General features: G+C 50.3%; 19 protein-coding genes. 5 read left to right on the plus strand and 14 right to left on the minus strand.

Going from position 1 to position 17,329, the window contains the following annotated elements:
* The 3 genes from fldB to ACXAF9_RS13785 all read right to left on the minus strand — a co-directional run bounded on the left by fldB (nt 1) and on the right by ACXAF9_RS13785 (nt 1,350).
* Nucleotides 1–534, minus strand: coding sequence for a flavodoxin FldB (fldB, locus tag ACXAF9_RS13775; protein ID WP_475075251.1), 534 nt, complete (start codon nt 532–534; stop codon nt 1–3).
* A gap of 54 nt (nt 535–588) precedes the next feature.
* On the minus strand, nt 589–972 hold the full coding sequence (gene gloA2 / locus ACXAF9_RS13780) for an SMU1112c/YaeR family gloxylase I-like metalloprotein (RefSeq protein ID WP_475075254.1): 384 nt from the start codon (nt 970–972) through the stop codon (nt 589–591).
* Between the two features lie 84 nt (nt 973–1,056).
* Nucleotides 1,057–1,350: an encapsulin-associated ferritin-like protein gene (locus ACXAF9_RS13785; RefSeq protein WP_475075256.1), complete on the minus strand. Its 294-nt coding sequence runs from the start codon at nt 1,348–1,350 to the stop codon at nt 1,057–1,059.
* Nucleotides 1,351–1,536: 186 nt separating this feature from the next.
* On the opposite strand from ACXAF9_RS13785, the gene ACXAF9_RS13790 reads away from it, so the two are divergent.
* The gene (locus ACXAF9_RS13790) at nt 1,537–3,894 is read left to right on the plus strand and encodes a fatty acid cis/trans isomerase (RefSeq protein ID WP_475075258.1); all 2,358 of its coding nucleotides are present in this window, start codon (nt 1,537–1,539) and stop codon (nt 3,892–3,894) included.
* Here the strand turns inward: ACXAF9_RS13790 and ACXAF9_RS13795 are convergent.
* Entirely contained in the window at nt 3,891–4,310 is a 420-nt protein-coding gene (locus ACXAF9_RS13795; protein ID WP_475075261.1) for an MAPEG family protein, read from the minus strand. The two genes, ACXAF9_RS13790 and ACXAF9_RS13795, sit on opposite strands and share 4 nt — an antisense overlap.
* Nucleotides 4,311–4,472: 162 nt before the next feature.
* On the opposite strand from ACXAF9_RS13795, the gene ACXAF9_RS13800 reads away from it, so the two are divergent.
* Nucleotides 4,473–5,591 carry a zinc-binding metallopeptidase family protein gene (locus ACXAF9_RS13800; RefSeq protein WP_475075264.1) on the plus strand — a complete coding sequence of 373 codons (1,119 nt, stop codon included), beginning with the start codon at nt 4,473–4,475 and terminating at the stop codon, nt 5,589–5,591.
* A 1-nt stretch (nt 5,592) separates the two neighbouring features.
* On the opposite strand, the gene kdsB is transcribed toward ACXAF9_RS13800, so the two are convergent.
* The 6 genes from kdsB to ACXAF9_RS13830 all read right to left on the minus strand — a co-directional run bounded on the left by kdsB (nt 5,593) and on the right by ACXAF9_RS13830 (nt 11,055).
* Complete coding sequence (gene kdsB, locus ACXAF9_RS13805; protein ID WP_475075266.1) at nt 5,593–6,351, minus strand: 3-deoxy-manno-octulosonate cytidylyltransferase; 759 nt, start codon at nt 6,349–6,351, stop codon at nt 5,593–5,595.
* Between the two features lie 20 nt (nt 6,352–6,371).
* Nucleotides 6,372–6,566, minus strand: a complete 195-nt coding sequence (locus ACXAF9_RS13810) for a Trm112 family protein (RefSeq protein WP_475075268.1) — start codon at nt 6,564–6,566, stop codon at nt 6,372–6,374.
* Nucleotides 6,567–6,577: 11 nt separating this feature from the next.
* Nucleotides 6,578–7,591, minus strand: coding sequence for a tetraacyldisaccharide 4'-kinase (gene lpxK / locus ACXAF9_RS13815; protein ID WP_475075270.1), 1,014 nt, complete (start codon nt 7,589–7,591; stop codon nt 6,578–6,580).
* Nucleotides 7,591–8,022, minus strand: coding sequence for an ExbD/TolR family protein (locus ACXAF9_RS13820; protein ID WP_475075271.1), 432 nt, complete (start codon nt 8,020–8,022; stop codon nt 7,591–7,593). The genes lpxK and ACXAF9_RS13820 overlap by 1 nt, the downstream gene beginning before the upstream one ends.
* Nucleotides 8,023–8,036: 14 nt before the next feature.
* A complete protein-coding gene (locus ACXAF9_RS13825) occupies nt 8,037–8,660 on the minus strand; it encodes a MotA/TolQ/ExbB proton channel family protein (protein ID WP_475075272.1) in 624 nt (207 codons plus the stop codon).
* Nucleotides 8,661–8,721: 61 nt separating this feature from the next.
* On the minus strand, nt 8,722–11,055 hold the full coding sequence (locus tag ACXAF9_RS13830) for a DNA internalization-related competence protein ComEC/Rec2 (RefSeq protein WP_475075273.1): 2,334 nt from the start codon (nt 11,053–11,055) through the stop codon (nt 8,722–8,724).
* 73 nt (nt 11,056–11,128) lie between these two features.
* On the opposite strand from ACXAF9_RS13830, the gene ACXAF9_RS13835 reads away from it, so the two are divergent.
* Nucleotides 11,129–11,644, plus strand: a complete 516-nt coding sequence (locus tag ACXAF9_RS13835) for a DUF2062 domain-containing protein (RefSeq protein WP_475075274.1) — start codon at nt 11,129–11,131, stop codon at nt 11,642–11,644.
* A 19-nt stretch (nt 11,645–11,663) separates the two neighbouring features.
* Here ACXAF9_RS13835 and lolD read toward each other — a convergent pair whose 3' ends face one another.
* Together lolD and ACXAF9_RS13845 are read right to left on the minus strand one after the other, a co-directional pair.
* On the minus strand, nt 11,664–12,353 hold the full coding sequence (gene lolD, locus ACXAF9_RS13840; protein ID WP_475075275.1) for a lipoprotein-releasing ABC transporter ATP-binding protein LolD: 690 nt from the start codon (nt 12,351–12,353) through the stop codon (nt 11,664–11,666).
* Complete coding sequence (locus ACXAF9_RS13845; protein ID WP_475075276.1) at nt 12,346–13,590, minus strand: lipoprotein-releasing ABC transporter permease subunit; 1,245 nt, start codon at nt 13,588–13,590, stop codon at nt 12,346–12,348. The genes lolD and ACXAF9_RS13845 overlap by 8 nt, the downstream gene beginning before the upstream one ends.
* A gap of 142 nt (nt 13,591–13,732) precedes the next feature.
* On the opposite strand from ACXAF9_RS13845, the gene ACXAF9_RS13850 reads away from it, so the two are divergent.
* Nucleotides 13,733–14,602, plus strand: coding sequence for a DNA replication terminus site-binding protein (locus tag ACXAF9_RS13850; protein ID WP_475075277.1), 870 nt, complete (start codon nt 13,733–13,735; stop codon nt 14,600–14,602).
* Between the two features lie 4 nt (nt 14,603–14,606).
* Complete coding sequence (locus ACXAF9_RS13855; protein WP_475075278.1) at nt 14,607–14,882, plus strand: hypothetical protein; 276 nt, start codon at nt 14,607–14,609, stop codon at nt 14,880–14,882.
* Here the strand turns inward: ACXAF9_RS13855 and ACXAF9_RS13860 are convergent.
* The gene (locus ACXAF9_RS13860) at nt 14,863–16,272 is read right to left on the minus strand and encodes an MBOAT family O-acyltransferase (protein ID WP_475075279.1); all 1,410 of its coding nucleotides are present in this window, start codon (nt 16,270–16,272) and stop codon (nt 14,863–14,865) included. The two genes, ACXAF9_RS13855 and ACXAF9_RS13860, sit on opposite strands and share 20 nt — an antisense overlap.
* A complete protein-coding gene (locus ACXAF9_RS13865; protein WP_475075280.1) occupies nt 16,269–17,309 on the minus strand; it encodes a hypothetical protein in 1,041 nt (346 codons plus the stop codon). Before ACXAF9_RS13865 ends, ACXAF9_RS13860 begins: the two co-directional genes overlap by 4 nt.
* Nucleotides 17,310–17,329 lie beyond the last annotated feature (20 nt).

The raw sequence follows: 17,329 nt of genomic DNA on the forward strand, positions 1-17,329 counted from the left end.
TTAAGATCCAGGCACCTGTTCAAACGAAGCCAATACTTGGTCACACCACGTCTCTATGCGCTCTTGGCTTAAGTCATATTCGTTCTCTTCATCAAGCGCCAAGCCGACAAATTGACGCTTATCCTCTGTAAGTGCTTGGGACTCAGAAAACTCGTAACCCGTTACCGGCCAATATCCATGAGGCTCAGCCCCTTTAGCCACCAACTTGTTATGCAGATAGCCCATCGCATCCAGAAACCACTGATGGTAGCCAATCTGATCACCCAATCCGAACAATGCGATCTGCTTACCCTCAAAGTCGATGCTTTCAAGCGCATCCCAGATCTCTTCCCAGTCTTCTTGGAGCGCACCGTAATCCCACGTTGGGATGCCTAACATTAAAAAAGTATGGTTATCGAAAGCGTTAAGATCGCAATCAGCCACATTGTACAAAGTAACCACCGATTCGCCGATATAATCACGTATTTTCTCAGCGGTCATTTCGGTGTAACAGGTCGAACTTCCGTAAAACAGACCTATGTTGAGTGCACACATACCCTATCCTTCACATTGATAATCCATGCGCAAAACTCGATTCAGCTTGTGTCACTAGACCTCGTAAAGCTCCAGCGGCAGATGATCCGGATCTTCAAAAAAGGTAAATCGCTTACCGGTGTACTCATCTACCCGAACCGGCTCCACAACAATACCATGAGCCTCAAGATGCTCTACGGCCTTATCAAGGTCAGCGACCTTAAACGCCAGATGTCGAAGGCCTTGCGCTTCGGGGTAACTTGGACGCTTAGGCGCACTGGGAAAAGAAAACAACTCCACTTGGGTTCCATCGGGTAGCGCTAAATCCAACTTCCAGGAATCCCGAGCTTCGCGGTAATGTTCATCCAGTACAGCTAAACCTAGGAGGTCGACATAAAACGCCTTGGATCGTTGATAATCTTGGCAGATGATCGCCACATGATGTGTTCCTAACAGCATTCCAACCTCGCATCCAAAAAAAAAGCCGCACTATTATGCGGCTTCTTGTCATGCGATCCAACCTAGGTGTTTGGACGTCGAGGCTTATGGCTCGTGATGAGTAATGGCCCCCTCGGTAAAGACATAATCTTTGAGTTCACCATCAAATTTAGGATCTTTACGACGGATCCACTCGATCACCATCGCGGCGTGCTCTTTCTCCTCATCGCGGTTGTGCGCGAGAATCTTCTTAAGCTCCTCATCCTTACACGCATCAATACGCTGGTTGTACCAATCGACAGCTTCTAACTCTTCCATCAGAGATACAATGGCACGGTGCATATCACGGGTTTCGTCGGACAGCTCGCTTACCGGTTCATGATAGCCTTCACTGGACATGCGCCACTTCTTTATTACACGGTTTGTTTTGTCATCTGTACGGATCGATCTTAATAGCCGATCTCATAAAACTGACTGACAAAGCTCAACAAAATTCCCCTTAGTCAAAAAAGCGACACTTTTATCGGTGGTTTACGCCCTTTTCTGTTATCGTAAGCCAACCTTTCTCTGGCCGGGGCTTTAGCGGTGTTCACCCATCAACTCGATTTTAAACATCACACATCATCGCTTGATAAGCTGCCCACTTTTCGCACACAAGTTACGATCACCTTGCTGGGGGTGATAGCAGGCCTAGTAGGTCTTCAAGCCCATGCCGAGTCAGATACACCCTCGTTTAATCAGCGATTTGTCGAGCGCGATGTTAAGCAATTGTTAGAGCAACGCTGCATTGTGTGCCATGGCTGTTACGACGCCCCCTGCCAACTAAAGATGGAGTCCTTTGAAGGCCTAGCCCGAGGCGCCAGTAAAGCACGCGTTTATGAAGGCGAGCGCCTTCGCGAAGCGCCACTAACACGCTTATATCAAGACGCTGATACGTTAGAAGCGTGGCGCTCGAAAGGCTTTTACAGCGTGTTAGATGCCACACAAAACGACCCAACCACCAGCGTCTTTGCCCGCATGTTGCAACTGAAGCGAGCCAACCCACTACCGACTCATGGACGCTTGCCAGACTCGTTTGATTTTTCCCTTGCGAGAGATCAACAGTGTCCAAAACCGGATGAATTTGACGACTTCGCCGAAGATTATCCTCTTTGGGGGATGCCTTACGGCTTACCGGAGCTCAGTGATAAAGAACATTCGGTGTTAACGCGTTGGATCGAACAAGGCGCGCCGTATCTCTCGGCCAAGCCCACCCCAGCCATACTACGGCCGTTTGTGGATGTGTGGGAGGAGTTTCTTAACCAAGACGATCTAAAACGTCAGTTAATGGCCCGCTACCTGTACGAGCACCTGTATCTGGCTAACTTGTACTTCCAAGATGACGGCCAAAAGAGCCATTATTTTAAGCTGGTGCGCTCCAGCTCACCGCCTGGCACACCGATAAAGCGTATCGCAACCCGACGCCCGTTTGATGACCCGAAAACCGAGCGGGTCTATTACCGTTTATGGCATAACCCAGACAGCGTTTTGGCCAAAACCCACATGCCATATCGCTTAGATGCCAAACGCTTAGCGGACTGGAAAAGATGGTTTGTGGAGCCCGACTTTGAGGTCACGACCTTGCCGGATTATCTGCCGGAACACGCCTCGAATCCTTTCTTAACCTTTCAGGCGATTCCGCCAGAATCCCGCTACCGCTTTTTACTGAGCGAAGCCGAATTCACCATCATGAATTACATCAAAGGCAATGTTTGCCGAGGTGCGGTGGCGCTTAATGTGATTCAAGATCGCTTCTGGGTCTTTTTTGCAGCCCCAGGCCAGTTCTCCACCCCAGAATCGTCGGCTTTTTTGGCGGATCAGATGGCGCACTTAAGTATGCCGGCGGGCTCTGAAAGCGACTTTTTATCGATCGCGCATTGGCTTGATTACGCCGAAGGTCAAAAAGAATACCTACACGCCAAAGCGGCGTTTTTGGGTGCAAAAAGCGATCAATTGACCGAAACAGGTGTCGGTATTGTTTGGAATGGAGATCAATCCAACCCGAATGCAGCGCTGACGGTGTTCCGTCATCACGACAGTGCCAGCGTATCCAAAGGCCTCGTGGGTACATCCCCCAAAACGGTTTGGTTGATCGACTACCCTATTCTGGAGCGCATTCACTATCTGCTGGTGGCAGGCTTCGATGTGTATGGCTCTGTCTCGCATCAAGCGATGACGCGCATGTACATGGATTTTTTGCGGATGGAATCGGAAATGAACTACCTATCGATGCTGCCCGAAGAGGTGCGCGATGAGAAGGTCCGTTTTTGGTACCGTGATGCACTGGATGACATCGAGCCTTACTTAAACGTGTTGAAACACGCAGGCGTCCCTGCATTGGTGAAAACACGCGGGCCAGATCACACTTTTGCGCTTGAAGCGAGCTTACGCTCCCATTTAGCGGATGCGGTCACAAACCCGTTTGATCTAGGCAAAAGCCCGCTGGCCGATGACACAAATCAGTGGCTTAAGCGGCTCTTTAACTTGAAAGGCACGCCCGCAACCCTATTGCCCGAGAGCGTGCTCATTTTGGTCGAGACCAACCAAGGTAATGACACCGTGTTAAGCCTGACCTCGGATTCGGCCTACTTTAATATCTCGTCGATGTTTGATGAGGATGATCGCCGAGCACGCAACGAGGATAAAATCACGGTAGGCCACGGCATCATTAGCCCCTACCCTGATGCTATCTTCCACATAAAAGAAGCGGATATACCAGACTTTGTAGAAAGCCTATCGAATGTAGTCGATGAGGCCCAGTATTCGTTGTTATTGGACCGATTTGGGGTACGCCGTAACGCACCCGAATTTTGGTCCATCAGTGATCGCATCCACGCTTGGTACGCGAAAGATCAGCCATTGACCAGTGGCTTACTGGATTACAACCGATTGGATAATCGCTAACCGATTAGGCCGCCCAAGCACTGCCCAAGAATCACAATGTTGGCTAGGTAGCCGATCATGAAGGCATAGCTTCGAGGGCTTGGGTTACGCTCTGTGGCGATTGCGTAATAAAGCCCCATGTGCGCCACACGAGCCAACGCAAACACCCAGACGGCCACCGCAAGGCTCCCAGAATCAACACCCAAGGCGATGGCCAAGGCCACACTCCCGAGAAACAGCGGCAAATTCTCAATCGAATTCCAGAACGTACGATGCGCGCGAAACACAAACGAGTCGTGGCTGAGCGCGTCATCAATTTTACCGGGAATAGCGCCCGGCTCTTTCGCTTTCACCGCACTTGCGATGGCATGCTGGGCTAATACCGTGACCAACACCAAAAACACACCCGAGAGCGCACCTGTGTAACCAATATCCATCTTGTATTACCTTTGACTATTCTTCACAGTAGATTGTACGTACGAGAGGCCCAAAACGATGGGGCATTGTCGGGAACGGACTATTCTAGTGAGTGAAGCATTCCAAGGAACGGATCTCTCCAGATACACTCCAACCCAGTATCTTTATTTCGAGTCGTCGATATGAAAATTTTTACCTGCCACTGTGGCGATGATCACCTTCTGTTCTTTGAAAGCTGCCAGTGCATCGCGTGCCAACGATTACTGGGCTACGCTGATGACCAAAAAGCGATTAAAGCCTTTGACCCAACCGATCAAGCCGGAGTGTACCAAGTAGCAGGCGGCACTCAGCTCTATACCCCGTGTACCAATTATAGCCAGCATCATGTCTGTAATGCGATGATTCCCCTTGCGCAAAGCGCCGAACAGCCTTTGTGCCGTTTTTGTCAATTTAACGAAGGCATTCCAGACCTTAGCATCGAACATCACCAAAACCTCTGGCATAAACTGGAACTGGCCAAACGCCGAACGCTGTTCACTTTAGATGCGCTGGATCTCCCTTTAATCACCAAACAAGAAGACCCCGAAAAAGGCTTAAGCTTTTCGTTTTTAGCGGATAAAACCGCCTCTGATCATTTCACAACCCCGATTGAAGGACTGGACCCCGTCTTTACCGGTCATGCGAATGGCTTAATCACCATCAACATCGCGGAAGCCGACGATGTTGCTCGCACTCAGGCACGCGTGGCCATGGGTGAGCGCTACCGTACCCTGTTAGGGCATTTTCGCCATGAGATTGGGCATTATTATTGGGATCTTTTGATCCGAGACGATGAACACTGGCTGGCCGCATTCCGGGATTGCTTTGGGGATGAACAGATCGACTACCAAGAGGCACTGGATCGCCACTACCAACAAGGCGCACCAGCCAACTGGCAAAATGAGTACATCTCGGAATACGCGACCATGCATCCATGGGAGGACTTTGCAGAGACTTGGGCCCATTATTTACATGTGGTCGATACGCTCGAAACCGCCCAAAGTTATGGCTTGCAGGTAAAAGCGGAGCTTCGCCAAGACAACTCACCGGTGATCAGCGAGGTGGATTTGCCTCAAGATGACCCCTTATTTGGTAAGCGCTCGGAGATGCGAAATATTTTGGATACCTGGGTACGGTTCTCAGTGATTTTAAACTCACTGAACCGCAGCATGGGATTGCCCGATGCGTATCCTTTTGTACTGAACAAGGCTGTGGAGAACAAGCTGACGTTTATTCATCGCTTGATCCACACAGCCCGCTAGATCATTCGCCTAACAGCGCACGGATGCGCTCAAGGTCTTCTGGCGTATCCACACCCGGTGGCGGTAATTCACACGCTTCTTCCACGTGAATTTTCGCCCCATTCCAAAGGGCACGAAGCTGCTCTAAGCACTCCGTATCTTCGACTTGAGCCGACGGCCATTGAACAAAATCGTTCAAGAGTTTGACACGGTAACCGTAGATACCAATATGACGCTGCCACGAGAACCCTTCTGGCATTTGATCAGGATTTTTCATAAACGCATCACGCGGCCAAGGAATCGGCGCACGGCTAAAGTACATCGCCATACCGTAAGCGTCCGAGACAACCTTAACGACATTTGGATTCATCAAGGATTCTAGCGTTTCGATCGGCTCCGATAACGTTGCTATGCTGGCCGTTGGTGCATTGAGTAAGTTCTTCGCCACCTGATTGATCACACTCGCAGGGATCAATGGCTCATCACCTTGCACGTTGACCACAACCGCATCATCGTCCAAACCTAACTGGGACACCACCTCTTGAAGGCGATCGGTCCCGGATGGATGGTCGTCTCGTGTCATGCACACTTCGGCGCCAAACGCCTTTGCTACGGACTCAATACGCTCATCGTCGGTGGCAATGATGACTCGGTCAGCCTCACTTTTCAGCGCACGCTCATACACGTGCTGGATCATCGGCTTGCCGTGAATATCGGCTAAAGGCTTACCCGGAAACCGAGAAGAGCCAAATCGCGCTGGGATGATAACGCTAAAACCCATAGTCGTGTCTTCCTTAAGTGCTAATAACGGGATTCTTTAACGCGCTCTTCAGCTGTGAGCGTACGCGCTTCTGATTCCAGCATCACCGGAATATCATCACGAATCGGGTATGCAAGGCCACTGGCACGGCAGATCAACTCATTGGTTTCTGCATTGTATTCAACAGGTGCCTTGGAAACAGGACATACCAAGATATCCAATAATTTCTTATCCATGTTTAAACTCTTTAAGGTCGTTGTTCCGAAAGGCTGGCTCGATCTTGTGCCAACCACGGGGTAATGATGGATGATAACGGTGTTTCAAAGGCCGCTTCAACCGGCCAGTAAAAAAGCCGTTGCTTTAACACCGTTGAAAACGCGCCGCATTTTACGGCGTCTTTTTCGGTCATTAAGATGGGTAAATCCCCATCAAAGCTGACATCTTGCTCGGTTATCGCATGATGATCGCCAAACGGGTGACGATGAATCTTGAACCCGTATTGCTCTAACATCGTAAAAAAGCGCTCTGGATGACCAATACCGGCCAACGCATGCACTTCTGGATGGGCCGCTAAGCACTCTTCAATGGTGATCGGCTGACCGCTCATCAAGGAGATCACTCGGCTAGAGGCCAAGCTCATGGAGAGAGACGGTGCGTATTCGAATGAGCCTTGGCCGTTTAAAACCACCAGATCCACATCCGCCAAACGAGAATTGGATTCACGCAGCGGACCCACGGGCAAACAGTGCTCATTTCCTAAACCACGCGCCTTATCAATCAGGACGATCTCACGCGTGCGCCCCATCTTGTAATGTTGCATGCCATCATCACTGATGATGATATCGCAATCGTAATTGGACAGAAGCGTCTGACAAGCACGCGAGCGATCAGGATCAATGACAACGGGCACTTGAGCCCGACGCTTAAGCAGCAACGGCTCATCACCAGCAATCAAGGCGGTATCGCTGTCATCAACACAATGTGGAAACGACGCAGGCATCGCTTTGTAACCGCGACTGACAATACCCGGCTTGCAACCAAGCTGTTTTAACTCATTGACCAAGGCGATGGTAAAGGGCGTTTTCCCGGTACCGCCAACCGCGATGTTACCCACCACCCAAAGTGGTACCGGCGGCTGCCACTGCTTGGCTTTATCTTGCTGGGCTTTGCGCTTGGCAAGACGGCGGAAAAGGCACTCAAGCGGTGCTAACACCTTTGGCCAGCAGGCGTTGCTGTACCATGCCTTTTCCAATCGGTTCATTATTCACTGACCTGCTGCGTGGTCATGCTCAGCTTGGTGAAACCCAGCTTACCGGCCACATCCATCGCGGTTACAACGGATTGATGCGGTGTTTTCGCATCCGCGGTAATGGCCAGTGGTGGTTTCTCTTCGGCATTGGCGTTATCGCCTAAGATTTTGATCAGTGCGTTACGTAAGGTCGATGCTTGTGCGTTGATCAAAGGCTGATCATTCACACTGAAGTTACCATCGGCCGTAATGATGATGTCGATCAGGTCCTCCGGAAGATTACTGACTTCAGTCTCAGAAACCTCCGGGAGGTCTACCTCAAGATGCGCTTCGTTGGTAAAGGTGGTGGATACCATAAAAAAGATCAGCAGGAGGAACACGACATCGATCAGAGGGGTCAGGTTAACGCTGACCTCTTCTCGTTTTTGTCTTTGGAATTTCACAACCGGCCTCGGGATCAGTTTTTGGTTTCGATGGAGCGCTCACCATGAACCACTTCGACCAGTTTGATGGCCTCTTGCTCCATGTTCACGACCAGTGAATCGACTTTACGCTGCAAATGACGGTGCGCAATCAAGGTAGGAATGGCCACCACAAGGCCTGCGGCCGTGGTCATCAAGGCTTCGGAAATACCACCTGCAAACAAACCCATGTTACCCGTACCTGAGGCCATCAACATGGTGAACACCTTGATCATACCAATTACGGTACCCAACAAACCCAGCAGCGGCGCAATGGCGGCGATGGTGCCAAGTGCGGTTAAAAAGCGCTCCAGCTCATGAATCACCTGGGTAGCGGCTTCTTGAATGCTCTCTTTCATCACCTCGCGACCGTGGGAGGCGTTATTCAAACCCGCCACCATAATGCGCCCTAAAGGACTCGCGTTTTTAATCGCTTTTAAATCATCCGCCGTGAGGGATTTGTTGTTTAATCGGGTCCAGATATCTCGTGTTAGTCCTTGAGGGGTTACTTTATCGGTGCGCAAAAACCAGATGCGCTCCAGACAAATAGCCAGCGATACTACAGAACAGGCGATGATGGGGATCATCAACCACCCACCAGTGGTCATCAATTCAAACACGTGCATACCTCCTAATGTGAGGTGGCTACTTTACCATAGCTTTCATCGAACGAGTAAGGCCTTAACCCTTTGACCAGAGTCGCTTTTGAGACTGTTGGTGGGTATCCAATCGGCAACCTTGTGAATCACTTTTTAAGGTGATCATCCCTGCTTGGTCTGTCCGATGAATCGGTATGTCATAAGCACGTATCCGCTCAACCACGGTTGGGTGCGGATGCCGATATCGATTTAAAAAACCCGCCGAAATAATGGCCGCTTGCGGTTGTGCGACTTCAAGCAAGGCGCTTGATGTCGAGGTCTTACTGCCATGATGCCCAACCATAAGCCAAGTGACAGGGCCAATTTTGGGCATTAACCACGCCTCCACTTCGGTATCGGCATCACCCATCAGCAACAAAGAACACTCCCGCCCTTGCACCTTTAAAATACAGGACTGCTGATTGGTATCGTTGGAGCTTTGCTGCCTAGGGTCGCGAATGTATTCAAACCGAACCCCATTCCAGTCCCAAGCCGGCGCATCGTGGCACGACTGACGTTTAATTGAAGCATCAATAGGTAGGATCCAAGGTGAGCCGTAATCCAAAGAGGCGACCTTGGTTTTGTCGAGAATGAAAGAAGCGCCACCAATATGATCGGTATCCGAGTGACTGATGATGAGCTTATCTAAGCGCTCAATATTCTGGAACTGCCAAAGCGGCCAAACAGCACGCTCAAAGGCGGTTATTCCTGAGCGGTAAACAGCACCCGAATCATACAATAAGCGAGCATCACGAGTTTGGATCAAAACAGCCGAGCCCTGTCCAACATCATAAACACGGGCCTCAAACGCCCCTTCGGATAAATGCGGCTTTGCAGGCAAAACCAAGGGGATCAACAAGGCCATCATCAGCACCCACTTAAGTCGATGCCTCATCAACAAGCAGAGCATCAAGGCAATCAACCAAAGGCTACTGCCCTCAGGCAACGACCATCTCAGAAAACCATTTGGCAAAGCGTTTGAATGCCACACCAGCAAAGACCAGAATTGATCCAAGAGCCAAGCCACCCACTCAAGGGGAGCCAAAGGGCCTAATAAGCTTATTAAACCGGCTACTGCGCTTGCTACTAACAGGATCAACATTAGGGGGATAGCCCAAAGATTCACCCAAGGCGATATCCAGGATACGCCATCAAACAGGGTGAGCATCAATGGCATCATCAAAAGGCCCATCCATACCTGCATCCGAAAAGCTTGACGTACCTTACCCTCTTTTTTGCGCCTAGAGCCTAACAGCATCAGCACACCCACGGCCCAAAAACTCAGCCAAAGACCGGTTTCGTAAATGGCGAGTGGATCCGAGGCTAACACCACGGTCAGTGCGACCAGCCAGCGCTGCCAAAGCGCGATCTCTTTTTGGAATAGATATGAACCCAGCACCACAGCCGCCATCAGCCAAGCGCGCTGGGTGGGCAGAGAGCTTCCCGCCAGCAGGACATAAACACCACTGAGCACAAGCGCGGTGATCACCCCTAACAACAAAGAGATGCGGGCCGAGCGCACTTCCCTACGCTTTAAAAAGAGCCCCACCACACCGCCAATTAAGCGGCCAGCCATAAGGCCCGCCAAGACACACAAACCGATGTGCAAACCGCTGACTACCCATAAATGGGCCGTACCTGTGATTTGAAGGACTTGCCAATGACTCGGACTAATGCCGCGCTTGTCACCTATCCAAAGCGCTTTGAGTGACTCCTTTGCGGCCAAGTGTGGAGGAGCCTCTGCCGGTAAGACTCGATCGAGATACTCGGCCACTCGGGATCGAATGGCATTGATCGAAACAGCGCTTGCAGGTTCAAAATCGAGCAAGACTTTTACGTACCCCGTTGCGTCCACCCGCCTAATAAAGGCGTGACGTTCAAGATCAAACGCCTTGGGGTTTCGATAACTGTGCGGTGGTTTCAGTTTTGCCACGACGTGGATTGCGTCGCCCGCGTGGTAGAGGTGATCGGTGTTGTAAACATTTAGGGTTATGAATCGAAGATTCGGTGGCTCAGCTTGGGTTTTGGTGGATTCAGTTTTAGACACCGAATCCACTCGTAAGCGAAACCGTTGATAACCCGGCTTGATTAACACCAGATCATCCACGACACCTGAGATAGCCCAAACATCCACCTGATTAAGTTTTAATCGGTGCGATAGCCCCCAATCGGCATGAATAAAAAACCAAACCGCACCGAGCACTGCACAAAGAAGGTGTACTGAGTTGACTTTCACCGGATGAGCCTGGGCGGTGCGACCTGTATGGATCACCGCGCCCACTAGCACCACACTCAGCCCAAGCGCCAACACGCCCCAAAGAATGTAAGTATCCGAAAGCCGTGATGCAGCAAAAATCCCTAAAATAAATCCGATCATCCTTGATCCTTGGTTGGATTACGCGGCTACCCTGTGCATAATACGGCTACTTTTTTCAGTTGTCGTACAGGCTATGCCACGTAAGTTCATCAAGAAGTATCTTCCCAATGAATCCAGCTTAAAGAGCCACAAGCACCTTAGCTGGCTGGGCGACCACCTGCACGATCCAGGTCTTTGGCATTTGACGCGTAAGTCGGTGTCCAAGGCGTTTTTTGTGGGGGTGTTTTGCGCATTTTTGCCCTTCCCTTTGCAAATGCTGATTGCCGCCTTCCTGGCGATTGTGTTTAGAAGTCATATCCCTATTTCGGTCAGCCTTGTTTGGCTAACCAATCCAATTACCATTCCGCCAGTGTTTTATTTCACCTATTGCGTGGGCGGCTGGTTATTAGGAACACGTGGTCGTCCCATCGAACTTGAGCTTTCAATCGAAGCTTTAATGCACGATTTGCCAGCCATCTGGTGGCCTTTGTTAACCGGTTCGGTGGTGTGTGGCTTGGTGTTTGCGACGCTGGCCTATCTGATCGTAAATCAGATCTGGATCTATTCCGTTAGACGCTCTTGGTCACTGCGCCGCAAAAAGAAATCATAAAATCACTGAGCCGTATTGCTCAGCGATCTTGTTCCTGTAACTGCCCATCCTTTAAGACCAGCACTCGATCCATCGTACTGGCCAATTCCAGATCATGCGTTACCACGATAAACGCTGTGTTCAAACGCTGATTCAAATCCATCATTAAGTTCTGAATCTCTTCAGCCGTTTGACGATCCAAATTACCGGTGGGTTCATCCATCAAGACACAAGCAGGCTCGTTAACCAGTGCGCGAGCAATGGCCACTCGCTGACGCTCACCGCCACTCAATTGCGCTGGCTTATGATCAACACGTTGCTCTAGGCCGACCTGAACCAACAAACGCTGCGCCTTCTCTTGGGCAACTTTAATGGGTTCACCGGCCAACACTTGCGGGATGGCCACGTTTTCAAGTGCGGTAAATTCTGGCAACAGATGATGGAATTGGTACACAAAACCCAACTGGCGGTTACGAATCGCAGAACGCGCTTTCTCACTGACCGTGTAGAGGTTTTCACCACCAACGCTGACCTCGCCGACCGACGGCTTTTCTAAGCCACCCAGCAAGTTCAGTAAAGTACTTTTACCCGAACCCGATGTCCCAACAATCGCCACACGGTCGCCTGCTTTTAACGTAAAGCTAACCCCTTTGAGTACTTCTAGGGAGCGGCCCGCTTCTTCGTAGGTTTTGCCGGCATTTTGGCACACTAATACATCTTGATTACTCATAACGCAGCGCCTCGGCCGGTTGGGTGCGCGATGCACGCCATGCAGGATAAAGAGTGGCAATAAAGCTGATGGCCATCGCCGCACTGGTAATGAGAGTGACATCATCCCAGTTCAGTTGTGATGGCAAATAGCTGATGAAGTACACATCCGATGAGAGAAACTCGATGCCCAAGATGCGCTCCAGCCAGGCAACCAAATCAGAAACCGTCAGTGCAAGCAGGACACCTAAGCCTGTACCTAGCACGGTACCGATCATTCCAATCAACATACCTTGCACCATAAAGATTCGCATGATCATGCCAGGTGTCGCACCTAACGTGCGCAGAATCGCGATATCAGCCTTTTTATCGGTTACCACCATGACCAACGTGGACACAATGTTAAATGCAGCTACAAACACAATCAGGAACAACAGCAAACCAATCATGCGCTTTTCCATTTGGATCGCCTGAAAGAGATTACCGTGTGTACGCGTCCAATCCGAAACTAAGTAATAACCTTGCAAGGTAGATCCAATATCACGCACCGCTTGCGGCGCATCAAAAAGATCCGAGAAGGTTAAACGCACGCCTTCCACCCCGTCTGGGATTCGCTTTAATTTTGCGGCATCGTCAATGTGCACGTAAGCCAAGGTGCTATCAAGCTCTGCACCGACCGAGAAGGTTCCAACCACGGTAAAACGCTTTAAGCGCGGGGTTACACCCGCAACACTGATGGATGCTTCTGGCAGAACCAAGGTGACTTTGTCACCCATGCGAACACCCAAATAGCGCGCCAGAAGGTCCCCTAAAATGATGCCATATTCACCCGATTTTAGGTCATCCCACTGCCCTGCCTTCATGTGCTTCGACACAATCGACACTTTGGATTCTTGTTCCGGTAGGACACCTTGAACCATCACACCACGTACCTGCCCCTCGTTGGTGAGCATACCTTGAGCATGTATAAAGGGGGCTACACCAGTGACGCGCGGGTCTTTCTCGATTTGATTCGACAAGGCCTGCCAGTCAGGTATCGGCGCATCGTAACCAGAGATGGTTGCATGAGGGACCATCCCTAAAATGCGGTTTTTCAGCTCACGGTCAAAACCGTTCATAACCGACAAAACCACAATCAAAGCAGCGACACCAAGCATTAAGCCAGTCATCGATACCAAAGAGATGAAAGAGATAAAATGATTATTTCGTTTGGCGGCGGTATAACGCAGGCCAACGAACAGAGAAAATGGTTTAAACATGATCGCGGATTAAATCACAGTTCCTTTGAATACTCTAATAAAATCAGTTACTCAGCCCCGCGAACACCTCGGCATGCTGTGTACTCATCACGAGTATCCCGATATGATGACCTTACCTCTAAAGACAGATTCAAGGTGCGTCATGTCAGCGTTAATGACCGAACAACTGGATGGCATTATGACTGCTTTTGATCAGTTAAGTGCCCGTCTACTCTCTTTTTCGGATCTTTTTTTACGCGAAAAGCCCACCTACTTTGCCGAACTGCCCACACAAACCGAACCGGTTAGCCTTATGCAACTTCAACAACAGCTAGTCGATGTCTGGCACAAGGACGGCGAAGATGGCCGCACTACCGCAAAACTGTATGGACTCATTGGTGTCAGTGACACCCTATTAGCGGAAGGCGTTTTACTCAATGAAGCCAAGGCGGCCTTTAAACAGCAGATAAGCAAGCTGATGAAGAACGAAACCGGCCAAGTTGCAGAACAGCTTAGGCACCGAAGCGATACATTGGCACGCGCGCTGAACCGAGCCGGGCTTGGACGACTGCACTTAAAACAGTGTTATCGCCAGATCCCGATCCTGGATCATCAACCTGACAGCGTAAAATTTAGCTGGTACTCAAGTGGGCGCAGCATCCGAAAGATCACCGTTCAAGATGCGATCGACCGATTGCTCAAATTGGATACCAGCCGCCCGCACATTCAGATCCAGCTCGATCAATGCAACCGCCTGCGTGCTCACACCGAGCTTGCTCAAGTACAAACTCAAGTACCCGTCGTGCGGGCCAACTTTGTGTGGAATCGCCAAGGCGACACACCCGACCGAAAAGCACGTAATTGCCCATTGCCGATTTTATTTCCCATCGACAAAAGCAAAGGGTTTCCAAGCCACAATACACTGCCCGAGCAACTGCCCGAAAGGACACGCGCTGAGCGCTCTGATAGTATCATCGACCCAGACCCTTTTTTGCCAAGCATTCGGGTGCATTTGTACCGAAACGGAGCCTAAGACCATGCCCAAAAACGTACTTCATCACATTGGCGTCGCCGTTGGCTTTTGTGGCCTGATCGGCTGGTTTTTGGCGTGCAAATCTCTAGGCGGCTTTGATGCCATTGTCGCTCTCGCACCTGCCGAGTATGAGGGTGCCTTTTTAATGCTCGCAATTGGATGCTTGATGGCGCCGGGCTTTTTTATTTGGTCGCGTTACAACCGCTGGTTAGAGCGTACGCTGGATATTAAAGGCACCGTTTTTGATTCGAACGATTCGGTCAAAACTGAAAATAAATAAAAGGGGCCTCCCCCTCTGAAAGCGCCGCTACACAATAGATAAAACCGCACAAGGATGCCCCTTGCACCCAAGCAGGCCAGAGCACCAATCGGTTTTTAAGCCTCGACAACCAAGCATTCGGTACATAGTGCCCTAACAAGGCAACAAACCAGACAATCACACCCACCGCCGTGACAGGGAATGCCCCGTTCTGCCAGATCAACAAATCCTGATAAATGGCGAAGGCCGCCTCCATCTCGGGCGCTCTGAAAATAACCCTTAATAAAACGACCAGCAAAAACACCCACACAGTTAAATACAATCGGTTCAGCCATGGCGAAGACAAACCTCCATAGGGGGATCGATCATGCTCTCGACAGTAACGCTCGTAACAAACCAAAGCGCCGTGCAAGGCACCGTAAAGAATAAAATTCCACCCCGCTCCATGCCAAACCCCGATCGCGATGAAGGTGATCATCAAATTACGATAAGTACGATGATTCCGACTGCCCCCTAAACCGAAGAATAGATAATCGCGAAAGAAAGAAGACATCGAGATATGCCAACGCTGCCAAAACTCAGAGATCGATTGCGCCTGATAAGGGCGTCTAAAATTCACCGGCAGTTGATAGCCCAACATTTTAGCCACGCCACGCGCCATATCGGTGTAGGCCGAGAAATCCAGATAGATCTGCAAGCTGTAGCCGATCACCGCCATCCAGATAAACCCCGAGCTAAAGAGCTCCGGCTGTTGAAAGGCAGGGTCCACCCAATGTTTGGCTAACAGATCGGCCAACAGTACCTTTTTGATCACCCCTTTTAAAAACAACAGCGCGCCATCCATTAATTCTTGATCGCTGGCGATGGCACGACGCTCTAGCTGCGGCAGAAAGTCCTTCGCCCGAACAATGGGACCTGCCACCAATTGCGGAAAGAAAGAGACAAACAGCGCAAAATCCCAGAACGAGCGGGCGGGCTTTAAATCACCTCGGTAGACATCCAAGCAATAACTTAAGCATTGAAAGGTATAGAATGAGATGCCCACCGGGAGTATCCATTCAATCATCAAGCCGTGAGCACTGAATCCAAGCGGCTCTAATAGAGCGTTCAGGTTCTCGAGAAAGAAGCCAAAGTATTTAAAGGCCCCTAAAATGCCCAAATTGAACCCTACGGAAGCCCACATCCACGCTTTTGCATGGGAGCGGCGGTGAGCGATCCGACGCCCTAACACCGCATTACCCAAGGTCATCACGAGCATCAAAAGGCAAAAACGGTAATCCCAACAGCCATAGAAGTAGTAACTGGCCGCCAGTAGCACCATCTTGGCGGCCCGATTACTCTTGAATACCCAGCGGGTCGATGTCAGCACCAGAGCAAAGAAACCGATAAACGCGAACGAGGTAAAAATCATACCCCCTCCTTAAAGAGCGCTAACACTTCTTGCTGAAGACGCCGAGCTAAACGCACCTCTCCGGCTTTAGTCAGATGCACCGAATCGGCAAAAAATGTGCGCCCACCTGGGATCAAATCCTCCAACGCTAACACAACACCCAGATGATGATTGAGCCAGCGCGCGGCCTCCGCTTCTAATGCTTGGTTATAGCGCTGATAGGCATAGTAAAGATCCTCCAAATCAAAACAATGCGCGTAGTAACGCGCTGTTTCAGAGAAGCTTAACTGCTCGGATTCCGATTGATCTTGCCGATAAGCCTTGCCGTTTTCAATCAAGATATAGGGCAACTCACGGTCACGAATAAGGCGTAACATGGCTTGAAGACCCTGCTGATAACCTTGTGTATTGATGCGTGGCGCTGGCTCCACCAACATCGACAAAGCCGGAGTATCCCTAAGAAACGTTGTATTTTTGATCAGAAGATCACGACTCATCAGCCAACTGGGCAGCTCCAGCTGGTAAAACTGATCGCGAACAGTACGAGAGGTTTTGCAATGACTGCTGAGTTCGTTCAACCCGGTGTAGATGATCACGCCATCTAATTGATAATCTCGAATTAACACCTCAAGAACCCGAGCTTGCTCTTTTGATGTTAAACCGGCGATCCCAGCATTGATGATGTTGAACCGAGTGGGTGAGGCATCCAAAAGCTGCTGCTCCAACAGATTGGCCGCGGTTACCTCATTGTTTTTTGCATACGCCCCCATCACTGTCGATGCACCGATAAAGGCTATTCGAACCTCGTTAACCGGTTTCTCTTGGGGCAGGTCTTGATCACGAAGACCTAGGTTATTGGCTTGGATGACGACATCGCCCCCCTTGATCTCAATGTGAGGGGCCAGCGTTTTAACACCAAAAAGGGGATTAAGTTGGTAGGACGGCGTTTGATAAATACGATCAATCACCGAAACGCCGCTCTTTATCTCAGAACGGACTTGAAGGAAAAGCTCCCCACACAGCAGGAAGCCTAAAGTCCATAAGACGATCCTGGTCATAGTGCTTCACTTGGTTAGTT

The organism is Neptunomonas sp. ABH4_499 (genome assembly GCF_056160565.1).